The sequence below is a fragment of the Mesorhizobium sp. BAC0120 genome (assembly GCF_033542235.1).
In the GTDB taxonomy this organism is placed as follows: domain Bacteria; phylum Pseudomonadota; class Alphaproteobacteria; order Rhizobiales; family Rhizobiaceae; genus JAWRCU01.
In genome coordinates this window covers 104786-127448 of sequence record NZ_JAWRCU010000011.1, presented here as the reverse complement: position 1 = coordinate 127448, position 22663 = coordinate 104786, and the positions used below count along the sequence as shown (strand labels likewise).

Below are 22663 nucleotides of genomic sequence, written 5' to 3'. Positions count from 1 at the left end.
TCATCCAACATTGCGCAGAAACTGCTTCAGGCGCTCCGACTTCGGCGCGCCGAAAATCTGGTCGGGCGGTCCCTCTTCCTCGACCAGCCCGTTGTAGAGGTAGACGACGTGGCTCGCGACCTCGCGCGCGAATTTCATCTCATGGGTAACCAGGATCATGGTGCGCCCCTCGCGCGCCAGGTCGGCGATCACCCTCAGCACCTCACCGACCAGCTCGGGGTCGAGGGCGGAGGTTGGCTCGTCGAACAGCATGACCCGCGGCTGGATTGCGAGCGCGCGGGCGATCGCTCCGCGCTGCTGCTGACCGCCTGAAAGAAATGCGGGATAAACGTCGCGCTTGTCGGAAAGCCCGACCCGGGCAAGCAGCTTCTCGGCGGCGGCGACCGCCTCGTCGCGCTTGACGCCGAGCACATGCACCGGAACCTCGATCACATTCTCGAGGAGGGTCATGTGGCTCCAGAGGTTAAAGTTCTGGAACACCATGCCGAGCCGCGAGCGAATGCGCTCGATCTGGCGGCGGTCCGCGGGATGGGTGTGGCCGTGGCTGTCGGCCTTCAGTTTGATCTCCTCGCCGTTCACCCGGATGATGCCGCTGGTCGGGTTCTCGAGGCAGTTGATGCAGCGCAACAGCGTCGACTTGCCCGAGCCCGAGCCGCCGATGATGGCGACCACGTCGCCATCGCGCGCCGAAAGCGAGACGCCCTTCAGCACATGGAGCTGGCCGAATTTCTTGTGCAGGTTCTCGACATGGATCGCCTCGGCCGCTTCATTGCGACCGTAGCCGGGGGCGCGTGTTTGTTCACCGTTCCGGCTTTGGACGGCGTCGCCCGCGTCCAGCTCCGCGCTCGTCATCACCCTGTCATACTCACTCCCACGCCGGCCAACATGAACCGTCAGACGAGCCTCCGTCAACCTCGGCGGCGGCGGCTTTCGTCGCAATGCGGCTAGTAGCCGGCCGCGACGTCGCGTAGGCTCGGCGCCGTTCGTGGCCTCGCGGAGCCTGGCTGGCTGCCCTCTTTGGGAGGAGGAAAAACCGGTCAAGTCGCGGGTCGGCATGCGGGCGCGAAGGAGGGAGCATCGTGAATATCCAGACCGGCAGGATGTTCGGCGCACAGTCCATGGCCGCGCCACTCAAGCGCGTGCTGATGCGCTCGGCCGCCGGCGCGATGCGCCGCGCGGAGCCTCGCCAATGGCACTACGGGGCGGGCTTCGAGTCGACGCGTGCCGCTGAACAGCATCGCGCCTTCGCCGATCTGGTCGCCGCCTCGGGTGCGGCGATCGAATGGCTGCCGGACGAGGACGACGGGCTGTCCGATTCCGTGTTCACGCATGATCCGTCACTGATGACGGAAAACGGCGCGATCATCCTTGCCATGGGCAAGGCGCTGCGCCGCGCCGAGCCGGCGTTGCACGAGGCTGCCTACGAACGGCTCGGGATTCCAATTCTCGGCCGCATCGAAAATCCCGGCCAGGTCGAGGGCGGCGACTGCGTCTGGATCGACGACAGGACGCTGGCCATCGGCCGCGGCGTGCGCACCAACCAGTCCGGGATCGCGCAGATGGCGGCGATCCTCGAGCCCCTGGGTTTCGCGGTGCTCGGCTATGACCTGCCGCTGTGGATGGGCGAGGAAGCGTGCCTGCACCTGATGTCTGTGATCAGCCCGCTCGCCGACGACCTGGCGCTGGTCCATTCGCCGCTGCTTCCGGCGGCCTTCTACCAGCTTCTCAGGGCGCGCGGCATCGGCCTGGTCGAAGGCGACCCCGCCGAGTTCACGGAGAGCAACGGGCTGAGCCTCAACGTCCTGCCGACCAGCCCGCGTGACGTGATCATGGTCGCCGGCTTTCCGAAAACGAAAGCCGCCATGGAGGCGGCAGGCTGCCGGGTGCAGACCTTCGAGGCCGATGCACTCTGCATCGCCTGCGAGGGCGGCCCGACATGTCTGACGCGGCCGATTTTGAGGCAGGGCTAGATCGTTGTCAGATATGTCGGTGCTCTACGTTGCCCCCCTCTGTCCTGCCGGACATCTCCCCCACAAGGGGGGAGATTGGCTGTCATCGATGGTTTCGCCAATCTCCGACGCAGGCGATTGGCGAAATAAAAGCGGCCGTCCAATCTCCCCCCTCGTGGGGGAGATGTCCGGCAGGACAGAGGGGGGCGCGAGGGGGCGCGACCTTGCCGCTATGGCAAGGAGGCAAATTGCATGACCCTCGGCGAAGCACTGATCACGCTCCTTGAAGCGCATGGCGTCGATACCGTCTTCGGCATACCGGGCGTGCACACGATCGAGCTCTATCGCGGGCTCGCGACGTCGAGGATCCGCCATATCACGCCGCGCCACGAGCAGGGCGCAGCCTTCATGGCGGACGGCTACGCACGCGTGTCCGGCAAACCCGGCGTCGCCTTCGTCATCACCGGCCCAGGCCTTACCAACACGATCACCGCGATGGCGCAGGCACGCGCCGATTCGGTGCCGGTTCTGGTGATCTCCGGTGTCAACGCCACCACAACGCTCGGCAAGGGCCTCGGCTTTCTCCACGAGCTGCCCGACCAACGTGGCATGCTGTCGACCGTCGCGCTGTCTTCCGAGCGCGTGGCCGAACCGGGCGCGCTGGCCGAGGCGCTGGCCCGCGCCTTTACGATTTTCGCCTCCGGCCGGCCCGGGCCGGTCCACATCGAGATTCCGCTCGATGCCATGGCAAAAGACGCCGGCATGCCGACGGCCGTGCCGGTGCGCGCCGGGCCGCCCAAGCCTGATCCAAAGGCGATCGAAGAGGCGGCGAGGCTGGCGGCGACCGCATCGAGGCCGCTGATCCTGGCCGGCGGCGGCGCCAGGCGCGCCGAACCGGCGCTGCGCGATCTCGCGGAAAGGCTAGGCGCTCCTGTCGTGCTGACCGCCAATGCGCGCGGGCTCCTGCACGGCCACCCGCTCGGCGTGCCCGCAAGCCCGAGCCTGAAGCCGGTACGCGCGCTGATCGACGCGGCCGATCTGGTGATCGCCGCGGGCACCGAGTTCGGCCCGACCGACTACGACATGTATGGCGATGGCGGCTTCACCATGCCGCGAAGCCTCGTTCGCATCGATATCGACCAGGCGCAGCTCGAGCGCCGGCCGGCAGCGCTGGGGATTCTCGCCGATTGCGGCGAGGCGCTCCTGCCGCTCGCTGCCGCGGTTGCGCCGAGCGGTCGTAATGACGGCCCAGCGCGCGCAGCCGTGGCCAGAGAGGCTGCGCTGGCCGAGCTGACACCGGATATGCGCCACCAGCTCCGCGCGCTCGAGGCGATCCGCGATGCGCTCCCTGGGGCGATCATCGTTGGCGATTCGACACAGCCGGTCTATGCAGCAAACCTCTATTACGACCATGACCGGCCAGGCGGCTGGTTCAACGCCGCGACCGGCTATGGGGCGCTGGGCTATGGGCCACCGGCGGCGATCGGCGCCGCACTTGCCGCGCCCGATACGCCGGTCGTCTGCCTTACCGGCGATGGCGGCTTCCAATTCACCATGCCGGAGCTGGGCGCCGCGCTCGATGCCGGGGCACCTGTCATCTTCGTGATCTGGAACAATCGCGGCTATCGCGAGATCGAAACCTCGATGCGCGACGCCGGCATCGAACCCGTCGGGGTCTCGCCGGCCCCGCCGGATTTCCTGAGGGTCGCGGAGGCCTATGGGATGAAGGCTGAACGGCTGTCAGACCTAAACGGCCTTCCAAATGCCCTGAAGAAGGCCCGCCATACCGGAGAGGCATGCCTGATCGAGATCATCGTCAGTTGAAGGCGTCACAGCACGGCCTCAGGCGACCAGACTTCAGCGGCGATTTTCATCCGGCGAGTCGCGACGTTAAGCAGGAACGTAGGTCAACCTGATCACGTCCTCGCAAATCCGATCATGAGCCATAAAGCGGAGCGGCGGGCGGGGTCCGGCGAAATATGGCTTACCGTGACCAAGCACGACGGGGTGCAGGTAGATTCGATACTCATCGATCAAGCCAAGTTCGGTGAGGCTTTGCGCCAAGCCCGGGCCGGCAACTTCGATCTCCCCGTCGCGCTCGGCCTTCAGCTTGCGGATCGCTCCCTCAAGATCATCCTCGACAAGCCTCGCGTTGGGGCCGACCGACTTCAAAGAGCGCGAGACGACCCATTTCGGCTGGTTCCGCCACGCCGCCGCGAAGGCATGTTGATCCGCATCCCATTGAGGATGATCGACGTCCCAGTAACGCATGATCTCATATATCTGGCGACCGTAAACACTGCCCGCCTGCCCCTGAGCCTCCTTGATAAAGTGGCGGAAGAGGGTGGGGCTTGGCCCAAACGCCATATGATCGACGTAGCCGTCCAGGGACTGGTTCATTCCGAACACAAGCCTAGCCATATCCAGTTCCCTTCCTTAGACGGCAAATCCGCGCGGATCTGATTGCGTTATGCAATCAGTTGTAAGCTAGATCGATTGATTTTATCTCGCAACTGGTTTTTCGGCTTCCATAGCGCTTCGCCAGAGCTTTGGCTAAGCGGGCTTTGCGGCGGCCGTGAAACCGACTATGAGACTGGCTCAATTGCCTAGCTTTCCGCGAGGAGCCGCCACATGACCGTCGTCACCGAAGTCCCGAAGCTCGTCACCATTTTCGGCGGCTCCGGTTTCCTCGGACGCCATGTCGTGCGGGCGGTCGCCAGGCGCGGCTATCGGATCCGTGTCGCCACGCGACGGCCGGACCTTGCGGGCCATCTGCAGCCGCTCGGCAATATGGGCCAGATCCAACCGGTGCAAGCCAATGTCCGCGTGCGCTGGTCGATCGACCGCGCAGTCGAAGGCGCCGACCATGTAGTCAACCTGGTCGGCATACTCCATCAATCGGGGCGACAGACGTTCAACAATGTCCAGGATTTCGGCGCACGCGCCGTGGCTGAAGCCGCACGAGCGGCCAAAGCCGGCCTGACACACGGCTCCGCGCTCGGCGCGAGTCTCGATTCGCCCTCGGCCTATGCGCGCACCAAGGCCCTGGGCGAGAAGGCCGTGCTGGAAACCGTCGAGGATGCTGTGATCTTCCGCCCTTCGATCGTATTCGGCCCGGAGGACCGCTTCTTCAATCGTTTCGCCGAGATGGCGCGCTTCTCGCCCATGCTGCCGCTGATCGGCGGCGGCCATACGAGGTTCCAGCCGGTCTATGTCGGTGACGTCGCCGAAGCCTTTGCCCGCTCGGTGGACGACGAGGTCGAGCGCGGCAAGATCTACGAGCTTGGCGGTCCCCAAGTGCTCACCTTCCGCGAGTGCATGGAGGAGATGCTGGAGGTGATCGACCGCCAGCGGATGCTCGTTCCCGTCCCGTGGTGGGCCGCCCGCATCCAGGGCTCGATCCTCGGCCTGCTGCCCAATCCGCCACTCACCCGCGATCAGGTCGTACTGCTTCAGCGCGACAATGTCGTTTCGGCAGAAGCTGAGGGTCAGGGGCGGACGCTTGCCGGCCTCGGCATCCAGCCACAGTCGACTGCTGCTATCCTGCCAACCTATCTCTGGCGCTACCGGCCGGCCGGCCAGTTCACGCGCAGGACAGAGGCGTAAGCGCAGCGCGCTGATTTCGAAGTTCGCCTGACTGATATCAGGCTGTGAGCGAACTCGAGTTTCAGAGTCGAGACACCCGAGCGTTCTGCTGATACCGACGATGGTAGTTTTTTGACCGTCGGCGTTGCCCCTCATCGCCCTGCCGGGCACTTCTCCCCGTAAACGGGGAGAAGAACGCCGGCCGTTTTTGAAGGCGCTTGTTCTGCAACGTCGCCGATTAGTGAAATCAAAGCGGCAGTCGCCCTTCTCCCCGTTCTACGGGAGAAGATGCCGGCAGGCAGATGAGGGCGGCGCCGGCGGTCAAACCCTAAGCCCGCTGGTAATCCCCACCGCCGGTCCAAGTGGCTTTCGGGGCATGAAGCCTGCGTCAACCTAAAAGCAGGGTCTAACCCCACGCAATCAATGCCGCCAGGCCGACTACGCCGACGATCAGCCGCCACCAGGCAAACAGCGCGTAGCCGTGGCGCGACACGTAGTCGAGCAGGTAGCGCACGACGATGACGGCGACGATGAAGGCCGCGACGAAACCGGTCGCGATCACCGGCACGTCGGAAGCCGACAACAGGTCGCGATTCTTCAGAAGATCGAAAACGAAGGCCCCGAGCATGGTCGGCATGGCCAGGAAGAAGGAGAATTCGGCCGAGGAGCGCTTGTCTGCGCCGAGCAGCATCGAGCCCACGATGGTCGCGCCCGAACGCGACGTGCCGGGGATCATCGCCAGGCATTGAAACAGGCCGATGCCGAGGCAAACCGGCAGCGGGAAATCCATGATGCTGCGATATTTCGGGGTGAGAGCCCAGCGATCGACCCACAGGAGCACCACCCCGCCGAGGATCAGCATGATGCAAATCAGTTTCGGCGTCTCGAACAGCACATTCTTTATGAAATCATGTGCCAGCGCGCCGATGACCGCAGCCGGAAGGAAGGCAACCAGGACGCCCATCACAAAACGGCGCGCGCGCGGGTCGGACGGCAGGTCGAACAGGATCTTCAGCAGCCTGCTGAAATAGACCGAAAGGATGGCCAGAATCGCGCCAAGCTGGATAAGAACCTCGAAAGCCTTGCCGGTCGATTCGAAGCCAAGAAAGTGACCAGCGAGCAGCAGATGCCCGGTCGAAGAAACAGGGATGAACTCTGTCAGTCCCTCCAAGATGCCGAGTGCGAGCGCATCGCCGATCGCTTGACTTGCCATGGTTCACCTAATCCGGATTAAGGGCTTAGCCGGCCTGGATTGCCGAAGGGGATTGCCGAAGGGGATTGCTTGTCAGGAAACTGAACTGCCCCTATAGGTCGGGGCCTTTCTGCCGCCCGGTTCACCGGACGCGCGCAAGTCATAGCGGCGTGAACTTGCAATAGCCAGCGCCGGAATGTCGCGGAACCATGCTCACGCTTTTTCATCACCCGATGCTCGCCGCCTGCCGTTTCGTCCGCCTCGCCTTCGGCGAGTATGGCGAAGAATTGGTCCTCATCGAGGAAAAGCCCTGGGCAAGACGAAAAGAATTTCTGGCGATGAACCCGGCCGCGACGCTGCCCGTATTGCTCGCGGAGGGCGACGTGCCCATCGTCGGGGCCTCGGTCATAGCCGAATATCTCGACGAGACGCGTGGGGTGCTCAAGCGCGAGCGCCGGCTGTTTGCCGAAGATCCGATGGACCGTGCCGAGATCCGCAGGCTGGCCGACTGGTTCTTGTCGAAGACCGAAAGCGAGGTAACGCGGCATCTGGTGCGCGAGCGGGTGCTCAAGCCGATGATGCCCACCGGGCAGGGCGGTGGCTCGCCGGATTCGGCAGCCATCCGCGCGGCGCGCGCCAATATCCGTCAGCACATGAAATACACCAACTGGCTGACCGGCACGCGCAACTGGCTTGCGGGTAGCCGAATTACCTATGCAGACCTCGCCGCAGCGGCGACGCTCTCGGTGCTCGACTATCTCGGCGAGATCGACTGGACGGAGTATCCCCTGGCGCGCGACTGGTACTCCAGAGTGAAATCGCGGCCGTCGTTCCGGCCGCTGCTCGGCGACCGCGTGCGCGGACTGACGCCGGTATCGCATTATGCGGACCTCGACTTTTAGCACCAAGGAACAGCTGCGCGGCTTCATCGAGCGCGAGGCGAAACGGCTGGGCTTCGACTGCGTCGCCGTCGTTGCTCCTGATTCGATCCCGCTCGCACCCGAGCGGCTCGCCATGGCAGTCGCAGCCGGCCATCATGGGTCGATGGCCTGGCTGGAGGAAACGGCCGCGCGGCGCGGCGATCCACGCACGCTGTGGCCGGACGTGCGCTCGATCGTCATGCTCGGCATGAATTACGGGCCGGACATCGACCCGCGCGAAGCGCTGGCGCAGCGCGACCGCGGCGTGATTTCCGTCTATGCGCAAAACCGCGACTATCATGACGTCATCAAGGGCAAGCTGAAGGAACTGGCCGGAAAGATCGCGGCCCGAGGCGGGGCGGACGTCAAGGTCTTCGTCGATACGGCGCCCGTCATGGAAAAGCCGCTCGCCGAGGCCGCCGGGCTCGGCTGGCAGGGCAAGCACACGAATCTCGTGAGCCGTGAGTTCGGCTCCTGGCTATTCCTCGGCAGCATCTTCACGACCGCGGAGCTCACGCTGGATGCCGGCGAAGAGGATCATTGCGGTTCCTGCCGCGCCTGCCTCGACATCTGCCCGACGAATGCATTTCCGTCGCCCTACCGGCTCGATGCGAGGCGCTGCATCTCGTATCTCACCATCGAGAACAAGGGCCCGATTCCCGTCGAATTCCGCAAGGCAATCGGCAACCGCATCTATGGCTGCGACGATTGTCTGGCGGCCTGCCCATGGAACAAGTTCGCCAAGGTCGCCTCGGAAGCCAAATTCGTGGCGCGTGACGATCTGCGCACCCCCTCGCTCGCCAAGCTCTTGACGCTCGACGATGCCGGTTTTCGGACTCTGTTTTCCGGCTCGCCGGTTAAACGAATCGGCCGAGACCGCTTCCTGCGCAATGTCTTGATTGCCGCCGGCAATTCCGGCGATGCTTCGCTTGCCGAGCGCTGCAACAGCCTGCTGGACGATGCCTCGGCGCTGGTCAGGGGCGCGGCTGTATGGGCACTCTCGCGGCTGATCTCACGCTCGGCGCTGCGGGCGTTGGCTGCAGAACGCGCCGCAGCCGAAGCCGACGGCCATGTCCTTGCCGAATGGCAGGCAGCGACTGGCCACGCCATCGACATGGTCCACGCCACCGGGGACGCCGCGTGACGAATCGCTATTTCATCTTCGGAGCCGGCTATTCCGGCCGCGCATTCGGCCGGCTGGCGGCAGGCGAGGCGCAAATCGACGGCACGTCACGGTCCGAGGACAAGTTCGACCGCCTGCTGAAAGCCGGCATCGAGCCGTATGCTTTCGACGGCAAAACCGTTGCGGATGCGGTCCGACTGGCGCTTACGATGACGACCCACCTTGTCATCTCGGCCGCACCGACCGAAGCCGGCGATCCCGTGCTCGCCGTCGCTCGCGAAGCGCTTCTTGCGGAAACGCCGAGGCTGAGATGGGTCGGCTATCTGTCGACCGTCGGGGTCTATGGCGACCATGGCGGCGCCTGGGTGGATGAGACGAGCGAGTGCCGGCCCGTGTCGCGGCGCTCGACACTGCGCGTCGCTGCCGAGCGCGATTGGATCGGCTTCGGGCATGAGCGCGGCGTGCCGCTCGCCGTGCTCAGGCTCTCCGGCATCTACGGGCCGGGCCGTAACGCTTTCGTCAATCTCGAGAAGGGCACGGCCCGGCGACTCGTCAAACCCGGACAGGTCTTCAACCGCATCCACGTCGCCGACATCGCGGGCGCGTTGAAGCACCTTTCGAGGAGCGCCACCGGCGGGATTTTCAACATCACCGACGACGAGCCGGCTCCGCCGCAAGACGTCATCGCCTATGCCGCAAAGAGAATGGGCATCGAGCCTCCGCCAGAAATTCCGTTCGAGACCGCCCAAATTTCGCCAATGGCGAGGTCATTCTACGGCGAGAACAAGCGTGTCTCGAACCTGGCAGTCAAAGCCGCCGGCTATCGCTTCGCCTTTCCGAACTATCACGCTGCGCTGGATGCGATGTGGGCAGCCGACGACTGGCGTGGCGAGGGCGAGGCGGATGCGGCGAGCCCGATGAGCGCTTGAACGGGACGTTCGCCATTCGGAGCGGCTTCGTTAACCAACTGGCAACCACGCAAGCCGAGAGTCGGCTGCCGGACTGACAGCTCAGGGCCGGGGATTTGGAGGGTCGGACGATGAAAGGGATGGCCAGGCTGGTGCGCGTCGCCGCTGTTCTCGCAGCCGTCGCCGCGGTGATCTACCCCTCGTCCGTGGCGCTGACCAAGGAGCCGCTCGCCAAGGACCTGTTCGGCGCAGAGAAGCTGCCGGCCGTGTCCAAGCCGCAATCCTTCGGCTTCTACAGCAAGGGCTGCTTTAGCGGCGGCGTGGCGATCGCGACCGACGGGGCCACCTGGCAGGCGATGCGGCTGTCGCGCAATCGGCGCTGGGGCCATCCGACGATGATCAAGCTGATCGAACGGCTGTCGAAGGAAGCAACCGCCGACGGCTGGCCGGGCCTGCTGGTCGGCGACATCTCGCAGCCGCGCGGCGGCCCGATGCTCACCGGCCACGCCTCGCATCAGATCGGGCTCGACGCGGATATCTGGCTCACGCCCATGCCGGATCGCAGGCTCACCGCGGCGGAGCGCGAGAACATGAGCGCCGTGTCGATGATCAGGAAGGGCGGGCTCACTGTCGACGACCGGCTGTGGACCCCGGCCCATATGAGACTGCTCAAGCGTGCCGCGAGCTACCCTGAGGTCGAGCGGATCTTCGTCCATCCCGGCATCAAGAAGAAGCTCTGCGACACCGTGACCGGCGACCGTTCCTGGCTGAAGAAGATCAGGCCGTTCTGGGGCCACGACTATCATTTCCACGTCCGTATCAAATGCCAGCCCGATTCGATGGGCTGCAAGCCCCAGGACCCGCCGCCCGATGACGAGGGCTGCGGCAAGCAGCTCGCCTGGTGGTTCACCGAAGAGCCGTGGCGCCCGGCAACGGGCCCGCAAAAGCCGCGGCCACGCGACATCATGACGATGGCAAGCCTGCCGAAAGAATGTCGAGCCGTGCTCGACGCGCCGGCTCCGGTCTCCGAGGCATCCGTCACGATCGGCGGCAATGGCGTGACCACGACCGCCGCCGCTCCGGTGGCGGATCCGGAAGAGCCCGGCAGCGCGAGCTCGGATGTGGCGGCGCAGCCTGGTCCGACGGTCCCATCCGTGCCCGTCAGCGCCTTCACCGCGACGCCAAAAGTCAAGGCTCCACTGCCGAGGCCTCGGCCGGAGCGGTGACCATCCGTAAGGAGGGGCGCGCACCCTAGAACCTTCTGCAATTCGCTCGACGTCGGCGCTGCCCCTCACCCTTACCATCTCCCCGTGAAAAACGGGGAGATGGTAAGGGTGAGGGGCAGCGCCAGCCCGAAAACAGAACGCTCCTAATCCGGCCAGCGAAGCACTGACCGGCTGTTCTTGCTCGGTGTCATGAGCGCATAGTCCGGCTTGGGATTTGCCTTCAGCGCGCTCTTCAGCCCTTCGGCGACCAATTCCGCTTCGCCCTCATGCAGATTGCACGGGTCAAGATAGAAATGGCCGCGTTCGACCTCGTGGTTGCGCACGATGATCGGTGGCTCGGCCAGGGACAACGCCTTGGCGAGCCCAGCCGCCGTGTATCCTGATTCCGGCATCACCGAGACATGTAGACGATCGAGGGGATTGTCGGTCGGATCCGGCACGATCTCCGCTTTGATGCCCGGCAATCCAGAGAGTGTTTGATGCCAGAGCGCAAGGGCTGCCGTCTCGCGCTTTCTGATGCCGGCGTGATCGCGATTTTCCCACGCCTCCAAGGCAGCGATGACGCCGGCGATGCTTTCCTTGCCGACTTTCATGCCCCGGCCGATGCCGCGGTTTTGCAGAAAAGCTGCCCTGACGAGATCCTTGCGGCCGGCAACGATGCCCGTGGTTGGCCCGCCAAGGAATTTGTGCCCGCTATAGATGACGATATCGGCTCCCTGTTTCAGGAAGCCTTGCAGGTCGTATTCGGAGGCGGCGTCGACGATGACCGGAACGCCGGCGGCATGGCAGATTTCGGCAAACTGCGGAAGCGGAAGCATGCCGTATTGAACGGTGTGATGCGACACCACGTAGAGGCCGGCAACGGTCCTTTCCGTGATTGCGTCGGCGACATGGTAATCGTTGACGACGCTGACCGTTCCGGCCTGGACGACCTTGCCACCGCTGAGCCTGATTGCCTGATCTATATTGCCGCCGAAGCTGACCATATGGCCGTATTGGACGATGACCTCGTCCTTCAGGCCGGCCGAGACATCCGGCAGGCGCTCGATCGCCAGCAGATTGGTGCCGGTTATCGCGCCGGCGATGGCCAGCGATATGCCGCTGGCGCAAGAGGCCGTGATGAAGCCGGCCTCGGCGCCCGTCAGGCGGGCAACGACCTTGCTCGCGGCGCGATGCAGATCATCCATTTCGACGAATTGCGGCGCGATCTCGGCCATTGCCCGGATGGCTTCCGGCACGATGATCGAGGCGCCAAGCGCCGTCATGGTTCCTGACACGTTGATGATCGGACGCAGACCCAGACGTTCACGGATCGTCTGGTTGCGCCTGGCATCGGCGAAGTCGGAGCGACTATCCATTGCTGTTTCCTTCAGGGAGAATTTCGACGATCGCCTCGACCTCGACCGTGATGTTGTTGGGCAAGGATGCGACGCCGATGGCGGATCGGGCGTGCACGCCATCTTCACCGAACACCTCGACCAGAAAGTCGGAGCAGCCATTGATGACGCGAGGATGGTCTTGAAAGTCCTGTGTCGCGTTGACGAAGCCCAGGAGCTTCACGAAGCGCTTCACACGCTTGAGGTCGCCAAGATGTTCGGCCAGGACCGACAGGATGTTCAGACCTGTAAGCCGGGCATGCTGATATGCCATCTCGACGCTGACGTCGCGACCTACCTTGCCCTTGTGAAGGATACCGTCGGCGTCGAGCGGCCCTTGACCCGACACATAGAGAATATTGCCGACCTGCAGCACATTGCGGAACGTACCGATCGGCGTAGGCGCCGGCAGAAGTTCGAGATCGAGCGCGGCGATCCGGTGATGGGGAGACATGACGGCCCTGACTTTGTTAATGCAAATGGCTGGTTCTGAAACGCGACAGGAAAGCATCCAGCCTTTCGTTGGAGCCGGCCTGTGCCATCAGCTCCTTGGGCGGCCCTTCGGCTGATATCTTGCCGTTATCCATGAACACGATGCGATTGCTGGCATCGCGGGCAAAGGCGATTTCGTGCGTGACCATGAGCATGGTCATGCCTTCTTCCGCCAACTGCCGCACCACGTCCAGGACCTCGCTGACCAGTTCCGGGTCGAGCGCAGAAGTGATTTCGTCGAGCAGCAATATCTTCGGATCCATGGCCACGGCGCGCGCAATGCCAACGCGTTGCTGCTGGCCGCCCGACAACTCCGACGGCAAGCTGTCGATGCGGTGAGCGAGGCCGACGCGCCTTAGCCAGTTCTCGGCGATCTCCCGCGCTTCCTTCTTCGATCTCCTGCGCACCTTTACAAGTCCGAGCATCACGTTCTGGGCCGCGGTCAGGTGCGGGAACAAATTGAAGCTTTGGAAAACCATGCCGGTTTCGGCGCGCATGCGTGCAAGATCCGTTTCGCCACGTCGCTTGCGGTTGTCGCTGTCGCGAAATCCCACCTCCTGGCCATCGATCTGGATCGAGCCGCGCTCGTAGGCCTCGAGAAAGTTCACGCAGCGCAGAAGGGTAGTCTTGCCGCTACCGGAAGGTCCGATGATGGAAACGACCTCCCCCTTGCGGACAGTCATGCCGACGCCCTCGAGGACGCTCACCTTTCCGAATGACTTCTCCAGGTTCTCTATTCTGAGAAGCGGCCGTTCGTTTGCGTCCATTGTTCAGTCCCGAATATATGCGAAGCGCCGTTCAACGACCCGGCTGGTCAGCGACAGGGAATAGTTGATCGCGAAGTAGAGAAAGGCGCCGAGCAGATAGAGCGGCATTGCGTGATACGTCCGTCCGATGACCTCGTTGATGGACTGCATGAGATCGACGATGCCGAGCAGCGAAATCAACGCGCTGCCCTTGACTGCATCCGTCACGCCGTTGATCCAGGGCGGGAGGAAACGGCGGATAGCTTGCGGGAAGATCACCGATTGGAGGCGCTGCACAAAGGTCAAGCCGATCGCCTTGCCGGCTTCCATCTGTCCCTTCGGGATCGACGAGATGGCGCCTCGCACATATTCGATGACCTGGGCGGCCTTGAACAAGGTCAGCGCGACCACGCCGGCCCAGAACGCGTCGATGTTTATGCCCAGAGGCGGGAAGCCGTAATAGACGACGAATATCAGCACCAGGATCGGAATGCCGCGGATGCAGTCGCTGAAAAGCCTCACGATCCATTGGACAGGTCGCGGGCCATAGACCAGTCCGACGCCGAGGATCACGCCGCTCGCCAGGGAGAAGATCACGACGAGGGCGGACACCCAAAGGGTGATCAAGAGCCCCTTCAGGAGAAAGGGAAGTGCGTAAATGACCGCTGACATGGATCAGCGCTCCACGCTGAAGCGGCGTTCCATCTGGCGTAAGCCGAACAGAATTCCGTAGCCGGTGATCAGGTACATGACGGTCGTGACGATATAGACCTCGACGATGCGAAACGTGTTGAAGTTGATCCATTGCGTCCCATAAGTCAGCTCGGGCACCGAGATGACGGACGCTACGGATGTGTCCTTGAACAGCGAGATGAAGGTGTTCGACAGCGCCGGAAGCGTGATGCGCGTCATCGTCGGGAGCCGCACATAGAGCAGGCGTTGCAGCGGTGTGAGGCCGATCGCCTTGCCGGCGTCGATCTGCCCGCGCGGCACGGCATCCAGGCCGGACCGGAAGACTTCAACGAGGTAGGCGCCTGCATAAAGCGACAGCGTGCCTACGAACGAGACAGTTGCGCTATACGCGAAGTCCACGACGGTGGGGATGCCGTAGAAGACGATATAGACAAGCAGGATCAGCGGCACGTTGCGGATGAATTCGACATAGGCCGAAATCACTGACCTGACGATCCGGCCGGCGGAGACGTACCAGATGGCGAGCGCCAGCCCGATGATCGCGCCGATCAGTATAGACAGCACGGCAAGCTCGAGGCTCAAGACGAGCCCCTGCCAGAGCTTGTCGAAATGCCGCCAGATCAGGTTGAAATTGAGGTGATAATTCATTCAGGCTTGCTTGACTTGAGCAAGCCCGGCGAGCCTTTGGCGGCCGGGCTTGCTTCAGTCAGATCGTCGGGAAGCCCGGCTTGCGCTCCGGCGGCTCCATGCCGAAGTAGTCCTTGAAAGCTTTATCGTAGAGTTCGTTCTGATGGCCGAACATCGCGATATTGAAGGCGGTGTTGACGAACTGCAGCCAGTCCAGATCACCCTGCCTGACACCGCCGCCATAGAGCATGGAGTTCCACTGCTTGCCCGCATCGAAATAACGGTCTGGGCTCTTTGAAACCAGCCAGCGAACGTTGGAAAGGTCGACCGCCGAAGCGTCGGCACGGTTCGAGTCGAGTGCCTGGAATACGTTGGCCTGGGTGTCGATCTGCATCACCTCAGCTTCCGGCAGCACCTTGTGCACGGTCGTTTCGGCATCGACGTTTTGCAGGATGGCGATCCGAGCGCCGCTGCCCTTGGCTTTCAGCTCGTCATAGGTCTTTGCCGGCGAATCCGGCTGCGTCATGAGAGCGACGCCTTCGACGTAATAGGGGCGCGTGAAGTTGATCAGCTGAGCCCGGGCACCGGAAATCGTCATGAACTGGAGCGTGATATCCACTTTCCCGGTGACGATGTTGGGGATGCGCTGCTGAGCGTCCTGCTTGACGAACTCCACCTTGGTCGGATCGTCGAACAGGGCCTGCGCAATGATACGCCCCATGGTGATGTCCATGCCAACGAGCTCGCCGGCATCGTTCTCGAAATGCCACGGCGCATTCGTGCTGCCCGTGCCGACGATCAGGTGTCCCCTGTCCAGCACGGTCCGCAAGAGGCTGTCGCCAGCCGCCTGCGCGGCTGCCTCTTTCGGGTTCAGCGCAACCGAGGCGACTGCTGCGCCAAGCGCCGCTCCACCCAGTCCCAACTTCAGGAAATCGCGACGTTCTGTGCCTGCTGTCATTGATACCTCCGCATTGTCAACAAGTTCCCTCATAGCCTTTCCGGCTTGCCAAGTCTTATATACTGGACTAGACTCTTATATTTAGGACGATACATCACTGCAGGTGTATTGGCAACGGGCATTGGGGAGCAGGCATGGATGGTCGCGTGGCTAAAACCCGCGTTGCCCGAGGGCCGCGAGAGCGTGGAATCGACAGGGTCCTGAAGCTGTTCTCGTTCCTGCAGGCCAATGGCGGCCCAGCACGGCTTGCCGAATTGCCGCAAGCCTTGGCTGCTCCGAAGTCGACGATCTATGACCTGGTCAACATCCTGGTCGAATCAGGACTGCTCGAACTTAGGGGCAAGGACGGCCAGGTCTATTTCGGCAAACTGATGCATCTCTATGGGGCGAGTTACCTGCGGGCCAACGATATCATGGCTCGCGGCCGGGAGATGGTGGACGGGCTCGCGAAAGAAACCGGCGAGACAAGCGAATTCTGCACAAGGCTGCGCGGCAAGCAGGTCATCGTCCATGCCCGCCCCGGCTCGCGCCCGCTGCGGATCAGTTCGGAGATCGGATCTCAGATCCCGATCCCGTGGACGGCATCAGGCCGACTGATGCTGTCGCATATGTCGCTGGCGGAGATCGATGCGATTCTCGATCCGGAGGACCGCAGGATGCCGAACGGCGCACCGGTCGATCTGGACGCTTTTGTCGCTGAATGCCATGCTTGCCGGGATCGTCCCATTGCGAGGACGATTGGCACGATCAACAGCTTCACCCAGTGTCTGGCAGCGCCGATCATCAATCACTCGGGCTCTGTGGAGGCGACGATCTGCTTCGTGCTGCCGATCGACATTCCGGAAGAAAAGAAGAACGATTTGGAAGCAAGGCTGATCGAGGCATCGAAGACATTGTCCTTGGCGGGCCTCAAAGATCCTTCGGAAGCCGGCTAGCCTGCGCGTTGGCGAGGCATGAGAAGGACGCGAGAGCGTACGAGCCAGCTGATTTTCTTCATTGATCCTTTGACGACCTTGCCTCATGACGTGCATGTCTAAGGCATCGATGCGGCTCGCCACCATCCACGAGACAGGGATGGCGCTGAACCGCACCGCTGCCGAAGCCATCATCGGACGCGAAAACGCCTGAGTGCCGGCGCATTGGGACGCAAGCAAGGGATGAACAGGAAATGACCAGCGGGACCGGCGAGGCTGACCTGCAATTTCCGATTCTGATCGGCGATATCGGCGGCACCAATGCCCGCTTCGCGATTCTGCCCGATGTTGGCTCCCCGTCGATCGAGTTCCCCAATGTGCGGACGGCCGATCACCCGACGATCGACAATGCGATCCGCGATGCGATCCTGACTGCAACCACTGTCAGGCCGCGTTCGACCGTGCTTGCGGTGGCGGGGCCGGTCAATGGCGACCATATTCCGCTCACAAACTGCCCCTGGGTCGTGAAGCCGCGCGAAATGCTGGCAACGACAGGCGTGTCCGACGTCGTCGTGCTCAATGATTTCGAGGCGCAGGCACTCGCTGTCGTGGCGCTCGGCCCCGAACACATGGAGAAAATCGGCGGCGGCGAAGCCGTGCCGGAAGCGGGCCGTGTGGTGCTGGGCCCCGGGACCGGCCTGGGCGTCGCCGGGCTGATCCGAGCCTGCGGCCGCTGGATTCCTGTCCCCGGCGAGGGCGGTCATATGGATATCGGCCCGCGCAGTCCTCGCGACCTCGAGATATTTCCGCATCTGGAGAAGATCGACGGCCGCATCTCCGGCGAGCAGATTCTGAGCGGGCGCGGGCTCGTCAACGCTTACCGGGCCGTCGCCGCGGCAAGCAATGCGACGGCCCGCTTCACGCTCCCCGCGGAGATCACGGCGGCTGCGCTCGCCAAATCCGACCCGATTGCGGAGGAAGCCTTGTCCTTCTTCGTGACCTGCCTCGGACGAACGGCTGGCGACCTTGCTCTGGTATTCAAGAGCCATGGCGGCGTCTTCCTGACCGGCGGCATCGCCCAGAAGATCGTGCCGGCGCTGAAGGCCAACAATTTCCGCATCGCCTTCGAGGACAAGGCGCCCCACGCGGCCATGATGCGCGCCATGCCGATCTACGTGATCACCCACCCGCTGGCGGCACTTGCCGGCCTTGCCGAGTTCGCGCGCCGGCCCGAGGAGTTCAGCATTCAGACCAAGGGCAGGCACTGGTCGTCGCAATAATGCAACGGGGCAAGCCTATTCCGCCAGCGGGACAGAGCATGATTCCGAAAAAGCTGCAGAGTTTTTGGATGAAAAAACAAATAGCTAGCGCAGAATGAACGACTCCGGTCCAATTCATCCCGCTCTAGGCAAGACAGAACGATCCCGCTAATAGAAGCCGCAACAGGAGCGCCGATCGGTCTCCCGAGTTGCAACGCCTTGAAGGGCCGAGCCCGCATTTGAATTCCGCAAGACCAAAAAGACCGGGCAGGGACCCCGGCGAGATCATCTCGGTGATCCGGCGCGTGCTCGCCGAGAATGGCCGCGAATATATCCCGCACTACCTTTTCGCCATCGGCTGCCTTCTGGCGATTGCCGCAACCACGGCCTTCAGCGCCTGGATCATGCGCGACGTGGTCGACGAGATCTTCTACCGCCGCCGGGCAGATCTCATCGCACTCATTTGCGGCGCGATCGTCGTCGCCTTCGTCATTCGCGGGCTCGCCACCTACGGCCAGTCGGTGGTGCTCGCGAAGGTCGGCAACAACCTCGTCGCGCGCTATCAGCAGCGACTGTTCGACCACCTGATGAAGCTCGGCGTCGGCTTCTTCAACGAGCATCGCTCCGCCCATCTCGCGGCGCAGATCAACCAGAACGTCACCGGCATACGCGACCTGCTCGGCATGACGATCACCTCGGTCGCGCGCGACCTCGTGTCGCTCGTCTCGCTGATCGTGGTCATGGTGGTGCAGGACTGGCTGCTCTCGATTATCGCCTTCATGATCGGCCCGCCGCTTGTCTTCACCGTCAACTACCTGATGCGGCGGCTGAGGCGGATTACGCGTGAATCGGTCGAAGTGAACTCGCGGCTGATCGGCGCCATGCAGGAAGCCACGCAAGGCATCACTATCGTGAAAGCCTTCACAATGGAGAACGAGCTGTCGGCCAAGATGGCTGGGCTGATTTCGCACGCCGAGCACCAGGCCAACAAGATGGCGCGGGTCGCCGAGCGTGTGTCGCCGATCGCCGAGGTGCTGGCCGGCTTTGCCGTCGCAGGCGTCGTCGCCTATGCGGGCTACCGGGCGCTCTATGGCGACCAGCCGCCCGGCGCGGTGTTCGCCTTCATTACCGCGCTGCTTCTGGCCTACGACCCGGCCCGGCGGCTGGCGCGCGTTCAGGTCGGCCTCGAGCGTTCGCTGGTCAATGCCCGCATGATCTACGAGATCCTCGATCTGCAGCCGCATCAGCGCGACATGCCCGGCGCCAGGCCGCTCGCGGTCAGCGCCGCGGAAGTCCGTTTCGACCATGTGACCTTCGCCTATCACCAGGGCACGCCTGTGCTCGAGGATGTGAGCTTCACGGCGGCAGCCGGAAAGACGACGGCGATCGTCGGCGGCTCGGGCGCCGGCAAGACCACGCTGGTTGCTCTGCTGCAGCGCTTCTACGACCTCTCCGGCGGCAGCATATTGGTCGACGGGCAGGCCATCGCGGAGGTCAGCAAGGACTCGCTCCGCCGCTCCATCGCCTATGTCTCGCAGCAGCCCTATTTGTTCGAAGGCACGATCCGCGACAATATCCGCTACGGCCGCCCCGACGCGAGCGACGCCGAAGTGGAGGAAGCGGCGCGGATCGCGCAGGCTGACGAGTTCATCCGCGGCCAGCCGCGCGGCTACGAGACCATGGTTGGCGAAAACGGCGTCACGCTTTCCGGGGGGCAGCGCCAGCGCCTTTCGATCGCCCGGGCCATCGTGCGCAACGCGCCGATCCTCGTGCTCGACGAAGCGACCTCTGCCCTCGACAATGAATCGGAAGCGCGGGTGCAGGCTGCGCTCGCCGAAGTGATGAAGGGCCGCACGACGATCGTGATCGCACATCGCCTTTCCACCGTCATCAATGCGGACCACATCGTCGTGCTTGCCCATGGCAAGCTTGTCGAGGAGGGCACGCATCACGAGCTGATCGCCAACCCGCAAGGCACCTATGCCCGGTTCCACGGCGTGCAGAGCGACAAGGGCCTGGGGCTCGTCGACGACCTCAAGGTCGCACCCATCGCCGCCGCGGGGAGCGCCAGGAGGAACAAGAGATGACCGACATGCGTCTCGTGGTGGTCGGAGCGGCCGGCCGCATGGGCCAGGCGCTGGTCCGCACCATCCATACCACCCACGGCGTCACCGTTGCAGCCGCGATCGAGCGGCCCGGCTCGCCACATCTCGGCAAGGATGCCGGCGAGATCGCCGGCGTCGGCGCGATCGACGTGCCGATTTCAGACGATCCGCTGCCGGCCTTCGCCAAGGCCGAGGGGGTGCTCGACTTCAGCACGCCGGCTGCCACCGTCGAGTTCGCCGGCTATGCCGCGCAGGCCCGCATCGTCCATGTCATCGGCACGACCGGCTGCACGGCAGATGACGACGCGAAGATCGCTGCCGCGGCGCGCCACGCCACGATCGTAAAATCAGGCAATATGAGCCTCGGCGTTAACCTGCTCGCCGCGCTCGTCGAGCAGGCGGCGAAGGCGCTCGACCCGCGCGATTTCGACATCGAGATCCTCGAAATGCACCACCGCCACAAGGTCGATGCGCCCTCGGGCACGGCATTGCTACTCGGCGAGGCCGCAGCGGCCGGGCGCGCTGTCGCGCTTGCCGAGAACAGCGTGCGGTCGCGCGACGGCCATACCGGGGTGCGCCCGACCGGCGCGATCGGCTTCGCCACGCTGCGTGGCGGTTCGGTGGTCGGCGAGCATGAGGTGATCTTCGCCGGGACCGGCGAGCGCATCACTCTGTCCCACCAGGCCGAGGATCGCGGCATCTTCGCCCGCGGCGCGGTGAAGGCCGCGCTCTGGGCGCGCGGCAAGAAGCCCGGCCTCTATTCGATGCGCGACGTGCTCGGGCTGACCGGAAGGTGAGGCAAGAGGCTTTGACGGCTCACAGCTAGAGCCTTCCATTTCCAGGTCGGCGCCGCCCCTCACCTGTATCCTCTCCCCGTGAACGACGGGGAGAGGGGTCACCAGCGTAGCGAATTGTTTTCCTGGCCAGTCAGATTTTTAGTTCCAAGGGGCGAAGCGCCAACGTCGCCGCCCCCTCCTCGTCCTTACGGGGAGAGGGTAAGGGTAAGGGTGAGGGGCAGCGCCGGCGTCAAGCGATTTGCAGAACGCGCCAGGCTGAGCCGAGTCCAGGCTCGACAGTCGCAGCACTGGCCATTATGCGTTGGCGCGCTATCCTCCCAAACCCACTCCAAGCGCAGAGATCAGGAAAATGTCCGGCACCCTCGTCCTCGTCCGCCATGGCCAGAGCGAATGGAACCTCAAGAACCTGTTCACCGGCTGGCGCGATGTCGGGCTCTCCGAGCAAGGCATCAAGGAAGCGAATGACGCCGGCAAGAAGCTCGCCGAGCGCGGCTTCAAATTCGACATCGCCTATACTTCGGCGCTCTCCAGGGCGCAGGTGACCTGCCAGCGGATTCTGGATGCGGTCGGGCAGAGCGGGCTCACCACCATCAAGGACCAGGCGCTCAACGAGCGCGACTATGGCGATCTCGTCGGCCTCAACAAGGATGACGCGCGAGAGAAGTGGGGCGAGGAGCAGGTCCATGTCTGGCGCCGCTCCTACGACGTCCAGCCGCCGGGCGGCGAGAGCCTCAGGGACACCGGCGCACGGGTCTGGCCCTATTACATGCACGAGATCCAGCCGCATGCATTGCGCGGCGAGACCGTGCTGATCGCCGCTCATGGCAATTCGCTGCGCGCGCTGATCATGGCGCTGGAGGGCATGTCGGGCGAGGAGATCGTCAAGCTCGAGCTCGGCACCGGCGTGCCGATGATTTACCAGCTCAATTCCGACTCGACGCTGAAGTCGAAGGAAATCCTCTAAAATCAACTAAAGTCGGGTGTTCTGCGCAGTGCAGCAAAAACCGCGTTGACACCCGCAGCCCGCCCGCCTACATCAGCGCCCGTCGGCCCAGATGGCGGAATTGGTAGACGCGCAGGTTTCAGGTACCTGTGCCGCGAGGCGTGGAGGTTCGAGTCCTCTTCTGGGCACCATCAACTTGGCGATACGCCAGGTTTCCCAAAACGGCCTCGGTATCATACGGGTCCCTTCTGTACATCCCGATATACACGTAGGAGCCACTGCCCGTGGCAATCCAGGTGAAGCGCACGCTGGAGCCGGCGGGCTGACAATGCCTTCGCCGACCGCGCGAACTGTCCTTCGCTGCCACAGTCCTCCGCTAAATCAGGTCGGCGAGCGTCTTGATGAAATCTGTGTACTGGAAGGGTTTCGTGAGATGAGGAAGGGTCCGGTACTCCCGACGGAGGCCCGACCTTTCGTACCCGGTCAAGAACAACACCGGTATGTCCGCGGCTTGCAGCGCATCAACAACCGGATACGCGTCGCCATCCTGCAGCGCCACGTCAACCACCGCAATGTCGAACCCATTCTCGCGGACAAGGGTGGCTGCCTTGATGATGGTACCGGCCGGTCCCACGACCTGGGCACCAGCGTTCTCCAGTGCTTCGCCGATGTCGAGGGCAATCAGGTACTCGTCCTCGACAACCAGCACACGGCGGCCCGCAAGTTCACGGCGAAGCGGCTGGTTCGACAACACGAACAACTCCCCTGCTCTGGCGGGTCCACCGCCTTTCAATTCAGGCGCGCGCTGACACGCGCTGGCTCCAGCCTGCTCTCTTGCGCGACCACCTCG

Annotated in this window: 22 protein-coding genes and 1 tRNA gene; 13 read left to right on the top strand and 10 right to left on the bottom strand. The window is 63.5% G+C overall.

The features are described from left to right. On the bottom strand, positions 1–852 hold the full coding sequence (locus SAZ10_RS22890) for an ABC transporter ATP-binding protein (RefSeq protein WP_318611699.1): 852 nt from the start codon (positions 850–852) through the stop codon (positions 1–3). Between the two features lie 266 nt (positions 853–1118). Here SAZ10_RS22890 and SAZ10_RS22885 point away from each other — a divergent pair, with 266 nt between their 5' ends. Together SAZ10_RS22885 and SAZ10_RS22880 are read left to right on the top strand one after the other, a co-directional pair. Beyond that, a complete protein-coding gene (locus SAZ10_RS22885; RefSeq protein WP_318611805.1) occupies positions 1119–1970 on the top strand; it encodes a dimethylarginine dimethylaminohydrolase family protein in 852 nt (283 codons plus the stop codon). Between the two features lie 231 nt (positions 1971–2201). Next, positions 2202–3773, top strand: a complete 1572-nt coding sequence (locus SAZ10_RS22880) for a 5-guanidino-2-oxopentanoate decarboxylase (protein ID WP_318611698.1) — start codon at positions 2202–2204, stop codon at positions 3771–3773. A gap of 66 nt (positions 3774–3839) precedes the next feature. On the opposite strand, the gene SAZ10_RS22875 is transcribed toward SAZ10_RS22880, so the two are convergent. Then, complete coding sequence (locus tag SAZ10_RS22875) at positions 3840–4370, bottom strand: dihydrofolate reductase family protein (RefSeq protein ID WP_318611697.1); 531 nt, start codon at positions 4368–4370, stop codon at positions 3840–3842. Positions 4371–4580: 210 nt separating this feature from the next. Between SAZ10_RS22875 and SAZ10_RS22870 the strand changes: the two genes are divergently transcribed. Next, a complete protein-coding gene (locus SAZ10_RS22870; protein WP_318611696.1) occupies positions 4581–5555 on the top strand; it encodes a complex I NDUFA9 subunit family protein in 975 nt (324 codons plus the stop codon). A 385-nt stretch (positions 5556–5940) separates the two neighbouring features. Here SAZ10_RS22870 and SAZ10_RS22865 read toward each other — a convergent pair whose 3' ends face one another. Continuing rightward, on the bottom strand, positions 5941–6747 hold the full coding sequence (locus SAZ10_RS22865; RefSeq protein WP_318611695.1) for an undecaprenyl-diphosphate phosphatase: 807 nt from the start codon (positions 6745–6747) through the stop codon (positions 5941–5943). A 188-nt stretch (positions 6748–6935) separates the two neighbouring features. Here SAZ10_RS22865 and SAZ10_RS22860 point away from each other — a divergent pair, with 188 nt between their 5' ends. From SAZ10_RS22860 to mepA, 4 genes are all read left to right on the top strand, one after another. Beyond that, positions 6936–7628 carry a glutathione S-transferase family protein gene (locus SAZ10_RS22860; RefSeq protein ID WP_318611694.1) on the top strand — a complete coding sequence of 231 codons (693 nt, stop codon included), beginning with the start codon at positions 6936–6938 and terminating at the stop codon, positions 7626–7628. Next, positions 7609–8790, top strand: a complete 1182-nt coding sequence (queG, locus tag SAZ10_RS22855; RefSeq protein ID WP_318611693.1) for a tRNA epoxyqueuosine(34) reductase QueG — start codon at positions 7609–7611, stop codon at positions 8788–8790. The genes SAZ10_RS22860 and queG overlap by 20 nt, the downstream gene beginning before the upstream one ends. Further along, the gene (locus SAZ10_RS22850) at positions 8787–9698 is read left to right on the top strand and encodes an SDR family oxidoreductase (RefSeq protein WP_318611692.1); all 912 of its coding nucleotides are present in this window, start codon (positions 8787–8789) and stop codon (positions 9696–9698) included. Before queG ends, SAZ10_RS22850 begins: the two co-directional genes overlap by 4 nt. A gap of 110 nt (positions 9699–9808) precedes the next feature. Continuing rightward, positions 9809–10903 carry a penicillin-insensitive murein endopeptidase gene (gene mepA / locus SAZ10_RS22845; protein ID WP_318611691.1) on the top strand — a complete coding sequence of 365 codons (1095 nt, stop codon included), beginning with the start codon at positions 9809–9811 and terminating at the stop codon, positions 10901–10903. Between the two features lie 143 nt (positions 10904–11046). Here the strand turns inward: mepA and SAZ10_RS22840 are convergent, their stop codons facing one another. Genes SAZ10_RS22840 through SAZ10_RS22815 form a run of 6 tightly spaced genes read right to left on the bottom strand, consistent with a single transcriptional unit; the run spans position 11047 to position 15795 of the window. Then, the gene (locus tag SAZ10_RS22840; protein WP_318611690.1) at positions 11047–12261 is read right to left on the bottom strand and encodes an aminotransferase class V-fold PLP-dependent enzyme; all 1215 of its coding nucleotides are present in this window, start codon (positions 12259–12261) and stop codon (positions 11047–11049) included. Continuing rightward, positions 12254–12733, bottom strand: coding sequence for a RidA family protein (locus SAZ10_RS22835; protein WP_318611689.1), 480 nt, complete (start codon positions 12731–12733; stop codon positions 12254–12256). The genes SAZ10_RS22840 and SAZ10_RS22835 overlap by 8 nt, the downstream gene beginning before the upstream one ends. A 16-nt stretch (positions 12734–12749) precedes the next feature. Beyond that, the gene (locus tag SAZ10_RS22830; RefSeq protein WP_318611688.1) at positions 12750–13538 is read right to left on the bottom strand and encodes an amino acid ABC transporter ATP-binding protein; all 789 of its coding nucleotides are present in this window, start codon (positions 13536–13538) and stop codon (positions 12750–12752) included. Between the two features lie 3 nt (positions 13539–13541). Beyond that, positions 13542–14189, bottom strand: coding sequence for an amino acid ABC transporter permease (locus SAZ10_RS22825; RefSeq protein ID WP_318611687.1), 648 nt, complete (start codon positions 14187–14189; stop codon positions 13542–13544). A gap of 3 nt (positions 14190–14192) precedes the next feature. Next, a complete protein-coding gene (locus SAZ10_RS22820) occupies positions 14193–14858 on the bottom strand; it encodes an amino acid ABC transporter permease (protein ID WP_318611686.1) in 666 nt (221 codons plus the stop codon). Positions 14859–14916: 58 nt separating this feature from the next. Further along, the gene (locus SAZ10_RS22815; protein ID WP_318611685.1) at positions 14917–15795 is read right to left on the bottom strand and encodes a transporter substrate-binding domain-containing protein; all 879 of its coding nucleotides are present in this window, start codon (positions 15793–15795) and stop codon (positions 14917–14919) included. 146 nt (positions 15796–15941) lie between these two features. On the opposite strand from SAZ10_RS22815, the gene SAZ10_RS22810 reads away from it, so the two are divergent. From SAZ10_RS22810 to SAZ10_RS22785, 6 genes are all read left to right on the top strand, one after another. Further along, positions 15942–16730, top strand: coding sequence for an IclR family transcriptional regulator (locus tag SAZ10_RS22810; RefSeq protein WP_318611684.1), 789 nt, complete (start codon positions 15942–15944; stop codon positions 16728–16730). A gap of 233 nt (positions 16731–16963) precedes the next feature. Next, complete coding sequence (locus tag SAZ10_RS22805; protein ID WP_318611683.1) at positions 16964–17989, top strand: glucokinase; 1026 nt, start codon at positions 16964–16966, stop codon at positions 17987–17989. 218 nt (positions 17990–18207) lie between these two features. Beyond that, on the top strand, positions 18208–20055 hold the full coding sequence (locus SAZ10_RS22800; protein WP_318611682.1) for an ABC transporter ATP-binding protein: 1848 nt from the start codon (positions 18208–18210) through the stop codon (positions 20053–20055). Beyond that, complete coding sequence (gene dapB, locus SAZ10_RS22795) at positions 20052–20870, top strand: 4-hydroxy-tetrahydrodipicolinate reductase (RefSeq protein ID WP_318611681.1); 819 nt, start codon at positions 20052–20054, stop codon at positions 20868–20870. Before SAZ10_RS22800 ends, dapB begins: the two co-directional genes overlap by 4 nt. A 349-nt stretch (positions 20871–21219) precedes the next feature. Beyond that, complete coding sequence (locus SAZ10_RS22790; RefSeq protein ID WP_318611680.1) at positions 21220–21834, top strand: 2,3-bisphosphoglycerate-dependent phosphoglycerate mutase; 615 nt, start codon at positions 21220–21222, stop codon at positions 21832–21834. 85 nt (positions 21835–21919) lie between these two features. Beyond that, a tRNA-Leu gene (locus tag SAZ10_RS22785) sits at positions 21920–22004 on the top strand. 185 nt (positions 22005–22189) lie between these two features. Here SAZ10_RS22785 and SAZ10_RS22780 read toward each other — a convergent pair. Then, positions 22190–22567, bottom strand: coding sequence for a response regulator (locus tag SAZ10_RS22780; RefSeq protein WP_318611679.1), 378 nt, complete (start codon positions 22565–22567; stop codon positions 22190–22192). Between the last annotated feature and the right edge of the window lie 96 nt (positions 22568–22663).

Bases quoted from the DNA above. Each gene is read 5' to 3' on its own strand.
- SAZ10_RS22890 (WP_318611699.1), bottom strand. From the start codon at position 852: ATGACGAGCGCGGAGCTGGACGCGGGCGACGCCGTCCAAAGCCGGAAC.
- SAZ10_RS22885 (WP_318611805.1), top strand. From the start codon at position 1,119: ATGGCCGCGCCACTCAAGCGCGTGCTGATGCGCTCGGCCGCCGGCGCG.
- SAZ10_RS22880 (WP_318611698.1), top strand. From the start codon at position 2,202: ATGACCCTCGGCGAAGCACTGATCACGCTCCTTGAAGCGCATGGCGTC.
- SAZ10_RS22875 (WP_318611697.1), bottom strand. From the start codon at position 4,370: ATGGCTAGGCTTGTGTTCGGAATGAACCAGTCCCTGGACGGCTACGTC.
- SAZ10_RS22870 (WP_318611696.1), top strand. From the start codon at position 4,581: ATGACCGTCGTCACCGAAGTCCCGAAGCTCGTCACCATTTTCGGCGGC.
- SAZ10_RS22865 (WP_318611695.1), bottom strand. From the start codon at position 6,747: ATGGCAAGTCAAGCGATCGGCGATGCGCTCGCACTCGGCATCTTGGAG.
- SAZ10_RS22860 (WP_318611694.1), top strand. From the start codon at position 6,936: ATGCTCACGCTTTTTCATCACCCGATGCTCGCCGCCTGCCGTTTCGTC.
- queG (WP_318611693.1), top strand. From the start codon at position 7,609: ATGCGGACCTCGACTTTTAGCACCAAGGAACAGCTGCGCGGCTTCATC.
- mepA (WP_318611691.1), top strand. From the start codon at position 9,809: ATGAAAGGGATGGCCAGGCTGGTGCGCGTCGCCGCTGTTCTCGCAGCC.
- SAZ10_RS22840 (WP_318611690.1), bottom strand. From the start codon at position 12,261: ATGGATAGTCGCTCCGACTTCGCCGATGCCAGGCGCAACCAGACGATC.
- SAZ10_RS22835 (WP_318611689.1), bottom strand. From the start codon at position 12,733: ATGTCTCCCCATCACCGGATCGCCGCGCTCGATCTCGAACTTCTGCCG.
- SAZ10_RS22830 (WP_318611688.1), bottom strand. From the start codon at position 13,538: ATGGACGCAAACGAACGGCCGCTTCTCAGAATAGAGAACCTGGAGAAG.
- SAZ10_RS22825 (WP_318611687.1), bottom strand. From the start codon at position 14,189: ATGTCAGCGGTCATTTACGCACTTCCCTTTCTCCTGAAGGGGCTCTTG.
- SAZ10_RS22820 (WP_318611686.1), bottom strand. From the start codon at position 14,858: ATGAATTATCACCTCAATTTCAACCTGATCTGGCGGCATTTCGACAAG.
- SAZ10_RS22815 (WP_318611685.1), bottom strand. From the start codon at position 15,795: ATGACAGCAGGCACAGAACGTCGCGATTTCCTGAAGTTGGGACTGGGT.
- SAZ10_RS22805 (WP_318611683.1), top strand. From the start codon at position 16,964: ATGACCAGCGGGACCGGCGAGGCTGACCTGCAATTTCCGATTCTGATC.
- dapB (WP_318611681.1), top strand. From the start codon at position 20,052: ATGACCGACATGCGTCTCGTGGTGGTCGGAGCGGCCGGCCGCATGGGC.
- SAZ10_RS22790 (WP_318611680.1), top strand. From the start codon at position 21,220: ATGTCCGGCACCCTCGTCCTCGTCCGCCATGGCCAGAGCGAATGGAAC.